We start from the raw sequence: 18,163 nt of genomic DNA, 5'->3' as shown, positions 1-18,163 counted from the left end.
TCAAAAGATCGCAGCCTTCGGCAGCTCCTACAGGGTGTACACCTTCCCAATGTAGGAGCTGCCGAAGGCTGCGATCTTTTGTTTTTACAATCCGCCGGTTGCCTGGAAACTCACGCCGATCACCGTCAGCAACGACAATGGCAACAACAGTGTGTCGAGCAACGCACTGGCCGGCAGATCAACACCCGGATAGCTCGGTGCCTCGGCGCCGAAGCGGTCCATCGCGCAACAACCGCCATTGAGCGCATACAAATCCAGCCGCGTCCCGGAGTACACCACTGGCGCGCCTGGCTTGGCCGCATCCAGCGTACGCGCCGTCGCACATCCCGCCAGCTGTAACGCCAGCACTATCAGCAACCACTTACTCATCGCTGGTCAGATGGTATTCGCCCCAACGCGGCAGCATGTCCTGGGGAATGTTCAGCAGATTGAGGATCCGCGCCACGACGAAATCGATCAGGTCGTCGATGGTTTGTGGCTGATGGTAGAAACCCGGCGAGGCCGGCAAAATCGTCACGCCCATGTTCGACAACTTGAGCATGTGCTCCAGGTGAATGCTCGAATATGGCGCTTCACGGGGCACCAGGATCAACTGCCGGCGCTCCTTGAGCGTGACATCGGCGGCGCGTTCGATCAGGTTGTTGCACGCTCCCGTCGCGATAGCCGACAGGGTCCCGGTGGAGCACGGCACCACCACCATCGCCGCCGGCGCACCGGAGCCCGAGGCCACCGGGGACATCCAGTCTTCCTTGCCGTAGACCCGAATCTGCCCGGCGGCGGCACCGGTGTATTCGGTGAGGAAGGCCTGCATCATCTGTGGCTTGGCCGGTAGCGTGACGTCGGTTTCGGTGGCCATCACCAGTTGCGCGGCCTTGGAAATCAGGAAGTGCACTTCGCGCTCTTCGCGCACCAGGCAATCGAGCAGGCGCAAGCCATACTGGGCGCCGGAAGCGCCCGTCATCGCCAGCGTGATGCGGTCCGGACCGTTACTCATTTGAGCGCCTCGGCCAGCTTGCCGTGCAGGCCGCCGAAGCCGCCGTTGCTCATGATCACCACGTGGGTGCCCGGCTGGGCCTGGCTCTTGACCCGCTCGATGATGCCTTCCAGCGAGTCGCTGACAATCGACGGTACCGTGCACAGCGCCGCGGTGCCGGCCAGATCCCAGCCGAGATTGGCCGGTGCATACCAGATCACCTGGTCGGCATCGACCACGCTCTCCGGCAAGCCGTCACGGTGCGCGCCCAGCTTCATGGAGTTGGAGCGCGGTTCGATGATCGCAATCAACGGCGCATCGCCAATGCGCTTGCGCAGGCCGTCGAGTGTGGTGGCGATGGCCGTCGGGTGGTGAGCGAAGTCATCGTAGATGGTGATGCCGCGCATCTCTGCGACTTTTTCCATGCGTCGCTTCACGCTTTTGAAGGCGCTCAATGCGGCGATGCCCATGGCCGGAACCACGCCAACATGGCGCGCGGCAGCCAAGGTGGCCAATGCATTGGCCACGTTATGCTGGCCGGTCATGTCCCAATCGACCACGCCTTGAGTGACGCCTTCGAACATCACTTCGAACTTCGAGCCATCCTCACTGAGCAGCTTGACCTGCCACTGCCCGCCGGCACCGGTGGTTTGCACCGGGGTCCAGCAACCCATCTCGATCACGCGCAGCAAGGCCGGTTCGGTAGTCGGATGAATCACCAGGCCTTCGCTCGGGATGGTTCGCACCAGATGGTGGAACTGTCGCTCGATGGCCGGCAGATCCGGGAAGATATCGGCGTGGTCGAACTCCAGGTTGTTCAGGATCGCCGTGCGCGGACGGTAGTGAACGAACTTGGAGCGTTTGTCGAAGAACGCGCTGTCGTACTCGTCGGCTTCGATCACGAAAAACGGTGTGTCACCCAGGCGCGCCGATACCGAGAAGTTCTGCGGTACACCGCCGATCAGGAAGCCCGGGCTCATGCCCGCGTGCTCCAGCACCCAGGCGAGCATGCTGCTGGTGGTGGTCTTGCCGTGCGTACCGGCGACCGCCAGTACCCAGCGGCCCTGCAGCACGTGGTCGGCCAGCCATTGCGGGCCGGAAACGTAAGGCAGGCCTTTGTTCAGCACGTATTCGACCGCCGGGTTGCCGCGCGACATGGCGTTGCCGATGACCACCAGATCGGGGGCCGGGTCCAGTTGCGCCGGGTCGTAGCCCTGGGTCAACTCAATGCCCTGAGCCTCGAGCTGAGTGCTCATCGGCGGGTAGACGTTGGCATCGGAGCCGGTCACGTGATGGCCGAGCTCTTTGGCCAGGACCGCCATCGAACCCATGAAAGTGCCGCAGATACCCAGAATATGAATGTGCATAGTCGACCTCGTAAAACATGGCCGCAGGTTAGCTTAGGGAGGGGAAAATCGCACCTTGTGTTTGAGCTGACCCATGCTGCTTCCCTCTACACTATTGCATCATCCGAAAACACTTGGCATCAGAATGCGCTGTTCCAGGCTGGATTTACCTTGATAATGCCGCTCATCCCTTGAACGTTCACTTGGAGCAGTCCGTGAAGAACAACACTTCCCAGATCAACATCGCACCTGCCTCAGGCACGAAAAAACTTTCCGCTGGACAGCGGAAATTCAACGGGCTCATCAAGAAGATCGAAAAACAACGCCTGGTGCTTCAGGAATGGCAATCCGCTACTCCCCTGTATATCGAACGTTGGCATCTCGAGTTCGCCCCCCGGCTCGAGCAATTTCATCAATGCAATGTTGAGCTTGTGCATGCCCTGGATCATCTCAGCGAACGGATCAAGCTCTCGAAAGTCGATCGCCGGACCTTGGTTCAGGAAATCCTTGACCAAGCTTACTCATTGATCGATCGCGGCTGTAATGAGGAGCAGGAAGCCGCTTTGAAAGCGCTGTACAACAAGCATAGCGGCGGTGACTTTGATGCTGATGAGCGTGAAGGAGACGAATTACTCAAACTCGGCCTGAAAGACATATTCGGTGTTGAGTTGGACGATGATGTCGACATGCAGTCCCCTGAAGACATTGCGCAAAAAATTCTTGAACAGCAGCAAGCTGAACACACCGCACAGCAGCAAAAACCGGGTAAAAAAAACGCACGCCAGCAGCGCCTGAAAGAAGAGGCTGCCCAAGTCAGTCAATCTATTCGCGAGGTTTACCGCAAACTGGCCAGTGCCCTGCACCCCGACCGGGAAACCGATCCGGACGAGCGTAAACGAAAGACATCTCTGATGCAGCGCGTCAACCAGGCATATAGCGAACGGAACTTGCTCGAACTGCTGCAACTGCAGTTGGAAATGGAGCACATCAATGCGAGCACTCTTGAAACTCTGTCTGCTGATCGACTCAAGCACTACAACCAGGTCCTGACCGAGCAACTGGATGAGTTGGAACTGGAAGTGCTCAACCTTGAACTGTCTTTCAGGCAACAATTCAATCTCGAGCCATTCGATGAGCTATCCGTTCAGAACCTGCCTGACATCTATCAACACCAACTCGACATGTTGATCACTGACATCGAAGAGCTAAGCGTTCTGCATGAACAGCTCAAGGATCCTAAAGTCCTGAAATCATGGCTAAAGCAACTACGGCAATATCAGAAGACCATGGAGTTTGATGAAACTCTATTCGATGACTTCCCGGATACATTTTTTCGTTGAGCCACAGTTGTTCAGGTTCACTCAAATACCCACTCCCTAACGGGAGATCCCGTGCTTGCGTAGCTTCCTGTAGAGGGTATTGCGGCTGAGCCCCAACAGCTCAGCCGTATTCGTCATATGCCACCGCGTATGCTCCAGCGCATTCAACAGCGCCAGCCGCTCGGCATCTTCCAGCGGATGTTCGCAAGGCTCTTCAATTTTTGGCACGACCACCGGCTGCGCCTGACGAATCATCGCCGGCAGATCCTCCAGCCCGATCCGTCCGCCGTCACACAACGCCGCCAACGTACGCAACACATTTCGCATCTGCCGCACGTTGCCCGGCCAGGCGAATCCCAACAACGCCTCGCGCGCCGGCCTGTCGATCAGCACGGTTTCCCCGCGCGCCTCCTCGGCCAGCAGAAAGTCGAGCAACTGCGATTTGTCACTGCGCTCGCGCAACGCCGGCAACGCGACTTCGAGCCCATTGAGCCGATAATAAAGATCCTCGCGAAAACCGCCGTCCTGCACCCGCTCCAGCAGATTGCGGTGCGTGGCACTGATGATCCGCACGTTGACTGATTCCGGCTCGCCACCGATTGGCACCACTTGCCGATCTTCCAGCACGCGCAACAAACGGGTCTGCATGGCCAGCGGCATGTCGCCGATTTCGTCGAGGAACAAGGTCCCGCCATCGGCCTGCTGCAGCTTGCCGCGCATGCCCTCCTTGCGCGCACCGGTGAAGCTGCCGCCGCGATAGCCGAACAGCTCACTCTCGATCAGGCTTTCGGGGATGGCCGCACAGTTGAGGGCGACGAAGGCTTTTTCCGCTCGCTGGCTGGCCTGGTGGACGGCCTTGGCGAAGGCTTCTTTGCCCGAACCGGTTTCGCCGTTGATCAGCAAAGGGACGTCCCGCTCGTATACGCGCAGGGCCTTGCGGAAATCCGCCTGCAACGTTGGATCGCCGAGGCAAATGCCCGACAGGCGCGAGCGCTCTTCCACCACCGGGCCTGGCACCAGCGGCACCGGCGTTACCGGCGCTTTACGCGACTGCCCGCGCAACACGGCGAACAGGTTGCGTCCGTCACGGGTGCGCAGTGGCCAGCTGGCGCTGGCGTTGACGCTCGCGCGGCCGAGCAGTTCGTCCAGCGAGCAGTCGAAAAACGCCTCCACCGGCTTGCCCAGCAAGCCGCCACGGATATGCCCCAGCAGGTTCAGTGCGCTCTGATTGACCGCGCAGATCCGCCCTTCACCGTCGAACGCCAGCAGCCCTTCGCTGAACAAACCGACGGACTCGGCCTGCAGATGAAAACGCAGCAGCCATTGATTGTCGAAACAACGCAGGAAATAGCAGCTCTCGATCATCTTCGCCGAAAGATTGACCAGGGCCATGGTGTGAAACTGACTTTGCCGCGAAACCTCGTGCCGGGCAGAGGACACGTCGAGAACCGCCAACAGCTCGCCGTGCGGATCGAATACCGGGCTTGCCGAACAGGTCAGGCCGGTGTGTCGCCCGCGGAAATGCTCATCTTGGTGAATGGTCAGCGACTGGCGCTCCACCAGGCAGGTGCCGATGCCGTTGGTGCCTTCACAGGCCTCGCTCCAGTCGGCGCCCAGCCAGAGACCGGCACACTCGAAAATCTTGCGTTCGGCCGGTGCCGTCACGCAATTGAGGATCACCCCGCGAGCATCGGTCAACAGCACAGCGTGGCCGGCACCGGAGAGTTGCTGATGAAGGCTGGTCATTTCATTACCGGCGATGTGCAGCACCTGCTGCAAGCGCTCGCGGCTTTCCAGGACGCGGCCATGTTCCAGCACCGTCGGCGCCATGGTCAGGGCGGGGTCGAGATGATAGTCCTCCAGGCACCGCAGCCAGGAACGGGCGATGGACGGGTCGCTGCCCGGCCCCTGCAGGTGGGCCTTGCCCTGGGCGACGGTCAATACCTGCTGGGCATGGCGACTCAAATGGTTGTCGTGCATTTCTTATTATGCTCCCCGGGGCTCGGCGACCCGTGCATGCGGTGATGCCGAGCATCCTCCAGCCGGGCCAGCATTGCAATGCTGGCGAGACCGGCCAGTCACAGCCTGTGCCAGAAACGGTACAAAGTGTCACGAGCACTGTACCGAAAGCGTCACAAGCACTCTCCGCCCGTCCGACAAAAACCGCGCAAGGCCTTGATTTACATGACCTGCAAGGCAGTGGCCCGACCCTTGCTCTACGCTTAAAGCAAGCGCACACGCGCGTCTTCCTTATAAGCACAAGAACCAAGGAGAAAACATCATGCGTTACGCTCACCCCGGTACTGAAGGCGCTATCGTTTCGTTCAAAGCCAAATACGGTAACTACATCGGCGGCGAGTTCGTCGCGCCTGTCAAAGGTCAGTACTTCACCAATACCTCGCCAGTGAATGGCCAACCCATTGCCGAATTCCCACGCTCCACGGCCGAAGACATCGACAAGGCCCTGGACGCTGCCCACGCGGCCGCCGATGCCTGGGGCGCCACGTCCGCCCAGGCACGCTCGCTGGTGCTGCTGAAAATCGCCGACCGCATCGAACAGAACCTGGAACTGCTGGCGATCACCGAATCCTGGGACAACGGCAAGGCCGTGCGCGAAACCCTCAATGCCGACATCCCGCTGGCTGCCGACCATTTCCGCTACTTCGCCGGCTGCATCCGCGCCCAGGAAGGCAGCGCTGCCGAAATCGACGGCAACACCGTGGCCTATCACATCCATGAACCCCTGGGCGTCGTCGGGCAGATCATTCCGTGGAACTTCCCGATCCTGATGGCCGCCTGGAAACTCGCCCCGGCCCTGGCCGCCGGTAACTGCGTGGTGCTCAAGCCTGCCGAGCAAACCCCTCTGGGCATCACCGTACTGGTCGAGCTGATCGGCGACCTGCTGCCACCGGGCGTGCTGAACATTGTCCAGGGTTACGGCAAAGAAGCCGGCGAAGCCCTCGCCACCAGCAAGCGCATCGCCAAGATCGCTTTCACCGGATCGACCCCGGTCGGCTCGCACATCATGAAATGCGCCGCCGAAAACATCATTCCGTCCACCGTGGAGCTGGGTGGCAAGTCGCCGAACATCTTCTTCGAAGACATCATGAAGGCCGAACCGTCCTTCATCGAAAAAGCCGCCGAAGGCCTGGTGCTGGCGTTCTTCAACCAGGGTGAGGTCTGCACCTGCCCGTCCCGCGCACTGGTGCAGGAATCGATCTATGACGAGTTCATGGCCGTCGTGATGAAGAAAGTCCTGCAAATCAAACGTGGCGACCCGCTGGACACCGACACCATGGTCGGCGCCCAGGCGTCCGAGCAGCAATTCGACAAGATTCTTTCCTACCTGGAAATCGCCAAGGGCGAAGGCGCCGAGCTGCTGACCGGCGGCAAGGTGGAAAAACTCGAGGGCAACCTGGCCTCCGGTTATTACATCCAGCCGACCCTGCTCAAGGGCACCAACAAGATGCGCGTGTTCCAGGAAGAAATCTTCGGCCCGGTGGTGAGCATCACCACCTTCAAGGACGAAGCCGAAGCCCTGGCCATCGCCAACGACACCGAGTTCGGCCTCGGTGCCGGCCTCTGGACCCGCGACATCAACCGTGCCTACCGCATGGGCCGCGCCATCAAGGCCGGTCGTGTCTGGACCAACTGCTACCACCTGTACCCGGCGCACGCCGCGTTCGGCGGGTACAAGAAGTCCGGCGTCGGCCGTGAAACCCACAAGATGATGCTCGACCACTATCAGCAGACCAAAAACCTGCTGGTGAGCTACGACATCAATCCGCTGGGCTTCTTCTAACCTGGCGCGACACCGCGTAACGGCTTTCGCTGGCAAGCCAGCTCCTACAAGGATCACACCGCACCTGTAGGAGCCGGCTTGCCGGCGAAGGCGCCCTCATTGACATAACACTCAAGGCCTGGCCGCTCTGGCACGGGCTTTGCCTGCCCGTATCACACCCAAACGCAACACACGCAAGTCCAACAAGATCAAAAAAAAACAGCGAGGACTTATGACTTCTTCCACACAGCTCAAACCCACACTCGGCACCCTGCATCTATGGGGCATTGCCGTTGGCCTGGTGATCTCCGGCGAATACTTCGGCTGGAGTTATGGCTGGGGCACCGCCGGGACCCTGGGGTTCCTCGTCACCGCACTGATGGTGGCAACGATGTACACCTGCTTCATCTTCAGTTTCACCGAATTGACCACGGCCATTCCCCATGCCGGCGGACCGTTTGCCTACAGTCGACGGGCCTTCGGTGAAAAAGGCGGATTGATCGCCGGCATCGCCACCCTGATCGAATTCGTATTCGCGCCGCCGGCCATCGCCATGGCCATCGGCGCCTATCTCAACGTGCAATACCCGGAACTGGATCCGAAAATCGCCGCGGTGGGCGCCTACTTCGTGTTCATGACCCTCAATATCCTCGGTGTCAGCATCGCCGCCACCTTCGAACTGGTGGTGACCGTGCTGGCAGTCGCCGAACTGCTGGTCTTCATGGGCGTGGTTGCGCCAGGCTTCAGTTTCAGCAACTTCGTACTTAATGGCTGGTCTGGCTCCAGCGAATTCACCATTGCTTCCATTCCCGGCATTTTCGCGGCCATTCCCTTCGCCATCTGGTTCTTTCTCGCCATCGAAGGCGCAGCCATGGCCGCCGAGGAAGCCAAGGACCCGAAACGCACGATTCCCAGGGCCTACGTCAGCGGCATCCTGACCCTGGTGTTCCTGGCCATCGGCACAATGGTGATGGCCGGTGGCGTCGGCGACTGGCGCCAGCTGGCCAACATCAACGACCCGCTGCCCCAGGCCATGAAAGCGGTGGTTGGCAACAATTCAACCTGGATGCACATGCTGGTGTGGATCGGGCTGTTTGGCCTGGTGGCGAGTTTCCACGGGATCATTCTCGGCTACTCGCGCCAGTTCTTCGCCCTGGCCCGCGCCGGTTACCTGCCGCGCAGCCTGGCCAAGCTCTCGCGCTTCCAGACCCCGCATCGGGCGATCCTGGCCGGTGGGGTCATCGGCATTGCGGCCATCTACAGCGATGGCCTGGTCAACCTGCAAGGCATGTCGCTGACGGCGGCCATGATCACCATGTCGGTATTCGGTGCCATCGTGATGTACATCATCAGTATGCTGAGCCTGTTCAAGCTGCGTAAAACCGAGCCGAACCTGGAGCGCACCTTCCGCGCGCCGGGCTATCCGATCGTACCGGGGATCGCGCTGTTCCTGGCGCTGGTGTGCCTGGTGGCGATGGCATGGTTCAACACCTTGATCGGCCTGGTCTTCCTCGGCTTCATGGCCGCCGGCTACCTGTATTTCCAACTGACCGCGCGGCAACGTTCCGAAGCACCGGCGGACGCTATGCTCGAAGGGATCTAGTTGCACCGGCGCCGGGCCCGTTGCCCGGCAACGCCCTATGGACGTGCACACCCCCCTGTAGGAGCTGTCGAGTGCAACGAGGCTGCGATCTTTAAAAGCAAGATCAAAAGATCGCAGCCTCGTTGCACTCGACAGCTCCTACAAAGGGTCGGAAATGAATTTGAGTTATTTGGAGGACACCGCCCATGGCCGTATTTGCCCATTCCGTCGGCGCCCAGACCTACCGCTTCGAAAACCTCAAGGAAGTGATGGCCAAGGCAACCCCGGCGCGCTCCGGGGACTATCTGGCCGGCATCGCCGCCCTCAACGACGGCGAGCGCGTGGCTGCGCAGATGGCGCTGGCCGACATCCCGCTGAGCCACTTCGTGCAGGAAGTGCTGATTCCCTATGAGGCCGATGAAGTCACCCGCCTGATCATCGACACCCACGATAAACAGGCTTTTGCGGTGGTCAGCCATCTCACCGTCGGCGGTTTTCGCGACTGGCTGCTCAGCGACGCCGCCGACGAACAGGTCCTGCGCGCCCTCGCCCCCGGCCTGACCCCGGAGATGGTGGCTGCCGTCTCGAAGATCATGCGCGTACAGGACCTGATCCTGGTCGCGCAGAAGATCCGCGTGGTCACGCAGTTCCGCGGCACCCTCGGTCTGCGCGGCCGCCTGTCCACCCGCCTGCAACCCAATCACCCCACTGATGAACCGGCCGGCATCGCTGCGAGCATTCTCGATGGCCTGCTGCACGGTAACGGCGATGCCATGATCGGCATCAACCCGGCCACCGACAGCATCGCCTCGATCTGCGCCATGCTGGAAATGCTCGATGCGATCATCCAGCGCTACGAAATCCCGACCCAGGCCTGTGTGCTGACCCACGTCACCACTTCAATCGAAGCGGTCAATCGCGGCGTCCCCCTGGACCTGGTGTTCCAGTCGATTGCCGGCACCGAGGCGGCCAACGCCAGCTTCGGCATCAATCTGAATGTGCTCAAGGAAGGTTACGACGCCGGGTTGAGCCTCAATCGCGGCACGCTCGGCAAGAACCTGATGTATTTCGAAACCGGCCAGGGCAGCGCCCTGTCGGCCAATGCCCACCACGGCATCGACCAGCAGACCTGCGAAACCAGGGCCTACGCGGTGGCCCGCCATTTCAATCCGTTCCTGGTGAACACCGTTGTCGGATTCATCGGCCCCGAATATCTCTACAACGGCAAACAGATCATCCGCGCCGGCCTCGAAGACCACTTCTGCGGCAAACTGCTGGGGGTGCCGATGGGCTGCGACATCTGCTACACCAACCACGCCGAGGCGGACCAGGATGACATGGACACCCTGTTGACCCTGCTCGGAGTGGCCGGGATCAATTTCATCATGGGTATCCCTGGCTCAGACGACATCATGCTCAACTACCAGACCACGTCGTTCCACGATGCGCTGTACGCCCGGCAGACGCTGGGGCTCAAGCCTGCGCCGGAGTTCGAGCAATGGCTGGCGAAAATGGGCATCTTCACCCAGGCGGACGGCAAGGTCCTCTTCGGTAACAGCCTGCCGCCGGCCTTCCGCCAGGCCCTGGCGCAATTGGGATGAGTGATATGGAAAAACCACCCTTCGATCCGCACAACCCGTGGCTGGAACTGCGACGCCTGACCCCCGCGCGCATTGCCCTGGGCCGCACTGGCACCAGCATGCCCACCCGTGCCCAGCTGGACTTTCAGTATGCCCACGCCCAGGCGCGAGACGCGGTGCACTTGCCGTTTGATCATGCCGCCCTCAGCGAGCAACTGGCCGAACGGGGTCGTCAAAGCCTGTTGCTGCATAGCGCAGCGCCTGATCGCAACAGCTACCTGCAGCGCCCCGATCTGGGGCGCAAATTGAGCGTGGAATCGGCAAAAAACCTGCGCGAATACGCCACGGCCAATCCTGGCGGAGTCGATCTGGCCATCGTGGTAGCCGATGGTTTGTCGGCATTGGCGGTGCATCGCCATACGCTGCCGTTCCTGGCGCGCTTTGCAGAGCAGAGTTCAGCCGACGGATGGTCAATCGCGCCCGTCATACTGGTGGAACAGGGGCGAGTCGCGGTAGCCGACGAGATCGGCGAACTGTTGGGTGCAAAAATGACCGTGATCCTGATCGGCGAACGCCCTGGCCTGAGCTCTCCAGACAGTCTGGGATTATATTTCACCTACAATCCAAAGGTCGGCCTGACCGACGCCTATCGCAACTGCATCTCGAATGTGCGTCTCGAAGGCCTGACTTACGGCATGGCGGCACACCGTTTGCTGTATTTGATGCGCGAGGCGTGCCGGCGACAGTTATCCGGGGTCAATCTGAAGGACGAAGCGCAGGTGCAAACGCTGGAATCGGACGCAGGAGCGGACCTCAAAGGAAATTTCCTGCTTGATGCGCCCCAAACCTGAACCGCTTCCGCATTGCGCTTTCTCACCTTTTTCAGGCAGGATCGACGCACGGCTGCCAGTGAGTACCCTTTGCCGCCAAAGCACGTGAAGACAGCCACTTGAAGACGAGACCTACCATGCGGATTATTCAAGCGACCCTCGAACACCTGGACCAGCTGACCCCGTTGTTCGTCAAATATCGCGAGTTTTACGGCTCCCTGGCCTATCCGGACTCGTCCCGGGCGTTCCTCGAGAAACGCCTGCGTCGCAAGGAGTCGGTGATCTACCTGGCCCTGTCCGATGACGACAGCAACAGACTGCTGGGCTTCTGTCAGCTGTACCCGAGCTTTTCTTCGCTGTCGCTCAAACGCGTGTGGATCCTCAACGACATCTACGTCGCCGAAGACGCCCGCCGCCAGCTGGTTGCAGACAACTTGATCCGCACCGCGAAGAAAATGGCCAAGGAAACCAACGCCGTGCGCATGCGCGTGTCCACCAGCAGCAACAACGAAGTGGCGCAGAAAACCTACGAATCCATCGGATTCAAGGAAGACACCGAGTTCAAGAACTACGTATTGCCGATCAGCGACGAGTTGTAAGGTCAAAAGAGATCGCAGCTTTCGACCGAAGGCTGCGGTCTTGTCCTCAATTCACCCTGAAATCCCCTGCTACAAACCCTACGCGCTTTTCACTTCCCAGCCCGTATAATCCCGTACTTTCCGGCTTGTAAGAAATACTACCTCCTGTCTGTAGTCTTACGCGAAGTCATCCGCAGGCCTGCCAAGTCGGGCCGTTACCACAGGTGCCGTCCATGGATTTCAACCCGCTCGATCTCGTCCTGCATCTCGATGTCTACCTCGATTTGCTGGTCACCAACTACGGGCCATGGATCTACGCCATTCTGTTTCTGGTCATTTTCTGCGAAACCGGGCTGGTGGTCATGCCCTTCCTGCCGGGCGATTCACTGCTGTTCATCGCCGGCGCCGTTGCGGCCGGTGGCGGCATGGACCCGGTGTTGCTGGGCGGCCTGCTGATGCTCGCGGCCATCCTCGGTGACAGCACCAACTACATCATCGGACGAACGGCCGGCGAGCGATTGTTCAGCAACCCGAACTCGAAGATCTTCCGGCGCGACTACCTGCAGCAAACCCACGACTTCTACGACAAGCACGGCGGCAAAACCGTGACCCTGGCGCGTTTCCTGCCGATCATCCGCACCTTTGCCCCCTTCGTCGCCGGCGTCGCGAAAATGCCCTACCCACGCTTCTTTGCCTTCAGCGTGCTGGGCACGATTCTCTGGGTCGGTGGCCTGGTCACCCTGGGTTACTTCTTCGGCAACGTGCCGTTCATCAAATCCAACCTGTCGCTGCTGGTGGTGGGCATCATCCTGCTGTCGCTGGTGCCGATGATCATTGGCCTTGTGCGCAGCCGCCTTGGCGGTTCGAACTCCAAAACCGCATCGCGCTGACAGCATGTGGTCCCTTGGCGCCTGGCGCCGTCGGCGCACCCTGGCCAAGCACCCGATCGCCGACGAGATGTGGCAACGGGTGCGCCATCACCTGAGTTTTCTCGATGGCATCAGTGCCGCCGAAGACCAGTGGCTGCGCGAAGCCTGCGTCCTGTTCCTGCAAGACAAACACCTGACCGCCCTGCCCGGTGTCGAGCTGCATCAGGAACAACGCCTGCTGCTCGCCGCCCAGGCTCAACTGCCGTTGCTACACCTGGGTGACCTGAACTGGTACCAGGGTTTTCACGAAATCGTGCTCTACCCCGACGATTTCCTCAGCCCCCAGCGCCATCGTGACGCCAGTGGCGTCGAGCACGAATGGGACGGCGAGCACAGCGGCGAAGCCTGGCAACAAGGGCCGATCATCCTCGCCTGGCCGGGCGTCATGGCCAGCGGCGGCTGGGAAGGCTACAACCTGGTGATCCACGAACTCGCGCACAAGCTCGACATGCTCAACGGCGACGCCAACGGCCTGCCACCGCTGCACTCGGACATGCGGGTGAGCGACTGGGCCAGGGTCATGCAGCAAGCCTACGACGATCTCGACCGCCAACTGGAGCGCAATCCGGACGCCGAGACCGCCATTGATCCGTATGCCGCGGAAAACCCGGCCGAGTTCTTCGCCGTCACCAGCGAATACTTCTTCAGTGCCCCGGATTTGCTGCACGAGGCTTATCCACAGGTCTATGAGCAACTGAAGCTGTTCTATCGCCAGGACCCACTGGCAAGGCTGCGGCAACTTCTGGCCGAGAACCCGGTCTATCAGGCACACGACTAAGGTCTACACGACCTCTGGTACGTGGCGTCGACGTAGGAATATGCCTATAATCGCCGCCACTTTTTGGTCAATCCGGCCAAGTGTTTCTGGTCAACTAACGGGGGCAACGCCCAATGAGCTACAGCAAGATTCCGGCTGGCAAAGACCTGCCGAACGACATCTACGTCGCGATCGAGATTCCGGCCAACCACGCGCCGATCAAATACGAAATCGACAAAGACAGCGATTGCCTGTTCGTTGACCGTTTCATGGCCACCCCAATGTTCTACCCGGCCAACTACGGTTACATCCCGAACACCCTGGCTGACGACGGTGATCCCCTCGACGTGCTGGTCGTAACCCCTTACCCGGTTGCCCCAGGCTCGGTGATCCGCGCTCGTCCAGTCGGCATCCTGAACATGACCGACGATGGCGGCGGCGATGCCAAAGTGATCGCGGTTCCACACGACAAGCTGTCCCAGCTGTACGTCGACGTGAAGGAATACACCGACCTGCCGCCGCTGCTGATCCAGCAGATCGAGCACTTCTTCGCGAACTACAAAGATCTCGAAAAAGGCAAATGGGTCAAGATCGAAGGCTGGGCCGGCGCAGACGCCGCCCGCGAAGCGATCACCAAGTCGGTTGCTGCCTATAAAGGCTAAGAGCAGCTGCAGGCTTCAAGCCGCACGCTTCAAGAAGAACCCCGGTTGATCCGGGGTTTTTTTTGCGCGTCTGTAAAGCGGATTAAACAATTCGTTTAACGCGCTGCAATGCCGGGTTTTCCTGTTTATTTTTTACCCAACGCGCCTCACATCCAGTCGTAAATTTCCCTCGAAATTTGAACGAGCCGTTTATTCAAAGCCCCGGCGGGCGCCAGTAGACTCCCGTTCATGAAAAAGAACACTAGCGGCCCACGGTTTAAAGCGCTCCTTGAAGCAGCGAACATCACGACGACAGGATTCGCCGAATTCCTGGATACGGCTCCGCAAAATGTACACAACTGGTACACCCGCGGCGTCCCCGCCCATTGCATGGAAGAAGTCGCCCGGAAACTCTCGGTCAACAGCGACTGGCTGAAAACCGGCGAAGGCTCGAAAGACGCCAGGCACCTGCGCCTGGTCGACGACACCGGCCACACCTTCGACGCCCAGGCCATCCGCGGTGTCTACACCGTGGTCGAGCCCACCGACATCGAACTGCCCTTCTACAAGGAAGTGATCACGGCCCCCGGCTCCAAAAAGACCCACGTCATCGAAGACCGCGGACAAAGCCTGCGCCTGCCCCGCAGCCACCTCGACTCCCTGGAAATCAACCACGCCGATGCCATCGGCGCCGCCATGATCGGCAACAGCATGGCCGAGAAAATCGACGACGGCTCCACCCTGGCAATCGACCGCGGCCTGACCCAGATAGTCGACGGCGAAATCTACGCCATCGAACACGACGGCATGCTGCGCATCAAATACCTGCACCGAATGCCCGGCAATGCCTTGCGCATGCGCAGCCATAACCGCGCCGATTACCCCGACGAAATCTTCCGCCCCGCGCAAATCGAAGAACAGAACATCCGCGTACTGGGCTGGGTGTTCTGGTGGTCGACACTGAACAAACGACGACCACCGCTACCGTTCCTGTAGCCCCAGGAAACGCCAACTCACACACCAGACTGGGAATTCTGCAAAAAAATCAGTATGCTGCGCCCCACATTTGCGCATCACCCCGCCAAGCGGCCCTGATCGCACCGACAAGGCAGATGACTTTCTCGCCAAGTCCCACAGCCGGACGCAAGATCCGGGTGTACGTTTTGAAGGCTGGCGCGGTTTACCAAAAATGAACCAAGCCAGTCCCCGAGAAGCCGGCCACAAGCCGGCTTTTTAATGCCCGCCAGAAAGCCGACTCGTCTGAAAAAACTCGGGATAACGCCCTCCGGGCTTTTGAATGGAAGCCGTCCCGAGTCGCCTCGAGTGAAATCCCCCCCCTCGTATGCACTGCCCAAAAATCCGAGCTATACCTCTCGCTGGCTGTCCGAAAATGCAAGATGCATTTCTGATGTCTGCATAGTGTCCGCGGACCTGATCCCCAGTTTTCTTTGCAACTGCCCATAACCTGCAGTTGCTCATAACTAACGAGGTGAAAATGAACAGGATGTCATACAGGGGCTGGACGATCGCTGCGGCAGTTGTCGTAGCGGGATCAACGCTTTTCGCGGGGTGCGCGGGCAAGAACGATCCGATTGCGCAGGCAGACAAGGCGGATGTAGCCAAGGGCGTGGCCGCGCCGAGTCTTGAGCAGACCAAGGCGATCGCCGAGGAAGGATTTATCTACGGTTTGCCGCTGGTCATGAACTATGCCGTGATGAACGAGTTCGCAGTGGACCCCAAGTCCAGCCAGTTCAAGGCCCCCTTCAATCAGCTGCACAACGAGCATCGGGTCGCGACGCCCGCCGATACCGCGGTCATTACGCCAAACAGCGACACGCCGTACTCGATACTCTGGGCCGACCTGCGCGCGGAGCCGCTGGTGATCACGGTGCCCGCGGTCTCCAAAAAGCGTTACTACTCAATACAACTGATCGACGGCAACACCTATAACTATGGCTACATCGGCAGTCGGGCGACTGCCAGCGCAGCCGGCAGCTATCTGGTTGCAGGGCCTGACTGGAAGGGTGCGACACCTCCGGGCATCGACAAGGTGTTTACGTCCTCGACCCCCTTCGCGCTCACCTTGATCCGCACCCAGTTGTTCAATCCGGCCGACATGCCAAATGTCGAGAAGGTGCAGGCGGGCTACAAGATCCAGGCGCTGTCCGCCTTCCTTCATCAACCCGCGCCGCCCGCTGCGCCGAAGATCGATTTCGTACCGGCGACCACGGCAGGTATCAAGGCCAACTTCTTCGAGTACCTGTCGGCCGCGATGGAGTATGTGCCAGCATCGGCTGACGACAAGGCGATCCGGGCCAGGCTGGCCAGCATCGGGGTCGGTCCCGGCCGGAAATTTGAATTCAAGGACCTCTCGCTCGAGCACAAGGCCGCGGTCCTTCTTGGGATGAAGGCCGGTGACGAGAAGGTCGACAAGTTTCTCTCGAGCGGCATGAAGAATATCAATGGCTGGAACGTCGGTGCGTTCTTCGGTGATCAGGCGTTCTACCAGTCCAACTGGCTCATGCGTGCCGGTGCCGCGAAGGGCGGCCTGTACGGCAACGACGCCGCCGAGGCGATGTACCCCTTCACGCGCACCGACGGCAGCGGCCAGACGCTCGATACCAGCAAGCACAATTACACGCTCACCTTCCCGGCCGGCAAGCTGCCGCCCGTCAATGCCTTCTGGTCGGTGACGATGTACGACGGCAAAAGCCAGCTGCTGATCAAGAATCCGCTCAACCGCTACCTGATCAATTCGCCGATGCTGTCAGCCATGACGAAGAACGCGGATGGCTCGCTGACCCTGTACATACAGAAGGATTCGCCGGGCAAGGCCAAGGAGCCCAACTGGCTGCCCGCACCTGACGACACGGTGTATCTGGTGATGCGTCTCTACTGGCCGAAGACCGCACCGCCTTCGATTCTTCCCGCTGGCAACGGCAGCTGGCAGCCACCGGCGCTGGTGGTCGCGAAGTAGGGTGAATGTTGCGGCTGCTTGCGCCTGGCAAGCAGCCGTTCGCGCGACTGGCGATTTACGGATAACTGAACGCCTTCACCAACGTCAACTCCCCCACCGCCCGCATCGGCACCAGAAACGTCTCCATCTTCTCGCTCGGCGTCCCTTCCTCGGTAATCACGGTCACCTGCGCCGTCGTCAGCGGCTGAACCGCATCCTCCTGCCCTTCTTCATCACTGCGATACCCACCGCCAAAGTAATTCACATACACCAGATACTGCCCCTTGATCGGCGCAGGCATGGCGAAGATTTCCGGGCCGTAGCCGGTGGTGACGTCGACGTCGAGGGCGGCGCCGTTGGCCACGGCGCGGTCGCCGTACCAGATGTGGGCGCCGTCCGGGGTGATCAGGTGCAGGTCGAGGTCGGTGCCGTCGCTGTCCCAGGCCAGCAGTACGCGCAGCTTGGCAGGAGTCGCGCCTCCACTGGCGTTGAGGAACTGGGTTCGGTGGCGTTGTTGGCCGTCGGGGCTGCGGACTTCGACGCTGTTGCTGCCGTTGGGGAAGGAGAATGGTCGATCGAAGCCGCCTGATGGATCGATTTTCAGGGGCATGCTGACGCCGTTGACGATCAGCCGGCCGGGGTCGCCGTTCTTCGGCGCAGCTTTGATCTGACCAGCGATGCGCGCGGTGTTTGCCTGGCCTGCCGGGGTGTTCACCGACGATGCCGGGTAGTTGACGACCTGGCGAAAACTCTCGCCTTCACCTTCGGCTGCGCCGGTTCGCCAGCCGCCGGAGGGGGTGTCGAGTTTGACGCTGTCGGCGGCGGTTGCCGGCGATAGCATGGCGATCGCGCAGAGCAGCAGCAAGACCTGTGGGTAACGATGGGTCATGG

At 60.3% G+C, this 18,163-nt stretch carries 16 protein-coding genes; 11 read left to right on the top strand and 5 right to left on the bottom strand.

Going from position 1 to position 18,163, the window contains the following annotated elements; genetic code table 11:
* Nucleotides 1-84: 84 nt before the first annotated feature.
* Genes SOP85_RS05855 through mpl form a run of 3 tightly spaced genes read right to left on the bottom strand, consistent with a single transcriptional unit; the run spans nt 85 to nt 2,340 of the window.
* The gene (locus SOP85_RS05855; RefSeq protein ID WP_274074445.1) at nt 85-369 is read right to left on the bottom strand and encodes a YceK/YidQ family lipoprotein; all 285 of its coding nucleotides are present in this window, start codon (nt 367-369) and stop codon (nt 85-87) included.
* Complete coding sequence (ubiX, locus tag SOP85_RS05850) at nt 362-994, bottom strand: flavin prenyltransferase UbiX (RefSeq protein WP_274074444.1); 633 nt, start codon at nt 992-994, stop codon at nt 362-364. The genes SOP85_RS05855 and ubiX overlap by 8 nt, the downstream gene beginning before the upstream one ends.
* On the bottom strand, nt 991-2,340 hold the full coding sequence (mpl, locus tag SOP85_RS05845) for a UDP-N-acetylmuramate:L-alanyl-gamma-D-glutamyl-meso-diaminopimelate ligase (protein ID WP_323626378.1): 1,350 nt from the start codon (nt 2,338-2,340) through the stop codon (nt 991-993). The genes ubiX and mpl overlap by 4 nt, the downstream gene beginning before the upstream one ends.
* Before the next feature lie 194 nt (nt 2,341-2,534).
* Between mpl and SOP85_RS05840 the strand changes: the two genes are divergently transcribed.
* Complete coding sequence (locus tag SOP85_RS05840; protein ID WP_323626377.1) at nt 2,535-3,659, top strand: J domain-containing protein; 1,125 nt, start codon at nt 2,535-2,537, stop codon at nt 3,657-3,659.
* A gap of 36 nt (nt 3,660-3,695) precedes the next feature.
* On the opposite strand, the gene SOP85_RS05835 is transcribed toward SOP85_RS05840, so the two are convergent.
* Nucleotides 3,696-5,618, bottom strand: coding sequence for a sigma-54-dependent Fis family transcriptional regulator (locus SOP85_RS05835; protein ID WP_323626376.1), 1,923 nt, complete (start codon nt 5,616-5,618; stop codon nt 3,696-3,698).
* Nucleotides 5,619-5,919: 301 nt separating this feature from the next.
* Between SOP85_RS05835 and exaC the strand changes: the two genes are divergently transcribed.
* The 10 genes from exaC to SOP85_RS05785 all read left to right on the top strand — a co-directional run bounded on the left by exaC (nt 5,920) and on the right by SOP85_RS05785 (nt 17,293).
* Nucleotides 5,920-7,440: an acetaldehyde dehydrogenase ExaC gene (gene exaC, locus SOP85_RS05830; RefSeq protein ID WP_274074440.1), complete on the top strand. Its 1,521-nt coding sequence runs from the start codon at nt 5,920-5,922 to the stop codon at nt 7,438-7,440.
* A 211-nt stretch (nt 7,441-7,651) separates the two neighbouring features.
* A complete protein-coding gene (gene eat, locus SOP85_RS05825) occupies nt 7,652-9,022 on the top strand; it encodes an ethanolamine permease (protein ID WP_083349793.1) in 1,371 nt (456 codons plus the stop codon).
* Between the two features lie 185 nt (nt 9,023-9,207).
* Entirely contained in the window at nt 9,208-10,602 is a 1,395-nt protein-coding gene (locus tag SOP85_RS05820; protein WP_323607787.1) for an ethanolamine ammonia-lyase subunit EutB, read from the top strand.
* A 5-nt stretch (nt 10,603-10,607) separates the two neighbouring features.
* Nucleotides 10,608-11,432, top strand: coding sequence for an ethanolamine ammonia-lyase subunit EutC (gene eutC, locus SOP85_RS05815; RefSeq protein WP_274074600.1), 825 nt, complete (start codon nt 10,608-10,610; stop codon nt 11,430-11,432).
* Nucleotides 11,433-11,548: 116 nt separating this feature from the next.
* A complete protein-coding gene (locus tag SOP85_RS05810; RefSeq protein WP_077186306.1) occupies nt 11,549-12,010 on the top strand; it encodes a GNAT family N-acetyltransferase in 462 nt (153 codons plus the stop codon).
* Between the two features lie 212 nt (nt 12,011-12,222).
* Nucleotides 12,223-12,879 carry a DedA family protein gene (locus SOP85_RS05805; protein WP_274074437.1) on the top strand — a complete coding sequence of 219 codons (657 nt, stop codon included), beginning with the start codon at nt 12,223-12,225 and terminating at the stop codon, nt 12,877-12,879.
* Between the two features lie 4 nt (nt 12,880-12,883).
* Nucleotides 12,884-13,696, top strand: a complete 813-nt coding sequence (locus SOP85_RS05800) for a zinc-dependent peptidase (RefSeq protein WP_274074436.1) — start codon at nt 12,884-12,886, stop codon at nt 13,694-13,696.
* A 113-nt stretch (nt 13,697-13,809) separates the two neighbouring features.
* Nucleotides 13,810-14,337, top strand: a complete 528-nt coding sequence (ppa, locus tag SOP85_RS05795) for an inorganic diphosphatase (protein ID WP_003205933.1) — start codon at nt 13,810-13,812, stop codon at nt 14,335-14,337.
* A 228-nt stretch (nt 14,338-14,565) separates the two neighbouring features.
* The gene (locus SOP85_RS05790) at nt 14,566-15,312 is read left to right on the top strand and encodes a S24 family peptidase (RefSeq protein WP_274074435.1); all 747 of its coding nucleotides are present in this window, start codon (nt 14,566-14,568) and stop codon (nt 15,310-15,312) included.
* Nucleotides 15,313-15,820: 508 nt separating this feature from the next.
* The gene (locus SOP85_RS05785; protein WP_323626420.1) at nt 15,821-17,293 is read left to right on the top strand and encodes a DUF1254 domain-containing protein; all 1,473 of its coding nucleotides are present in this window, start codon (nt 15,821-15,823) and stop codon (nt 17,291-17,293) included.
* Nucleotides 17,294-17,348: 55 nt separating this feature from the next.
* On the opposite strand, the gene SOP85_RS05780 is transcribed toward SOP85_RS05785, so the two are convergent.
* Entirely contained in the window at nt 17,349-18,161 is an 813-nt protein-coding gene (locus tag SOP85_RS05780) for a YfaP family protein (RefSeq protein ID WP_323626375.1), read from the bottom strand.
* Nucleotides 18,162-18,163: the final 2 nt, after the last annotated feature.

The organism is Pseudomonas sp. YuFO20, assembly GCF_035064975.1.
GTDB classification, from domain to species: domain Bacteria; phylum Pseudomonadota; class Gammaproteobacteria; order Pseudomonadales; family Pseudomonadaceae; genus Aquipseudomonas; species Aquipseudomonas putida_AE.
Note: the sequence above shows the minus strand (reverse complement) of the source record. Positions and strands in the feature narration are given on the sequence as shown.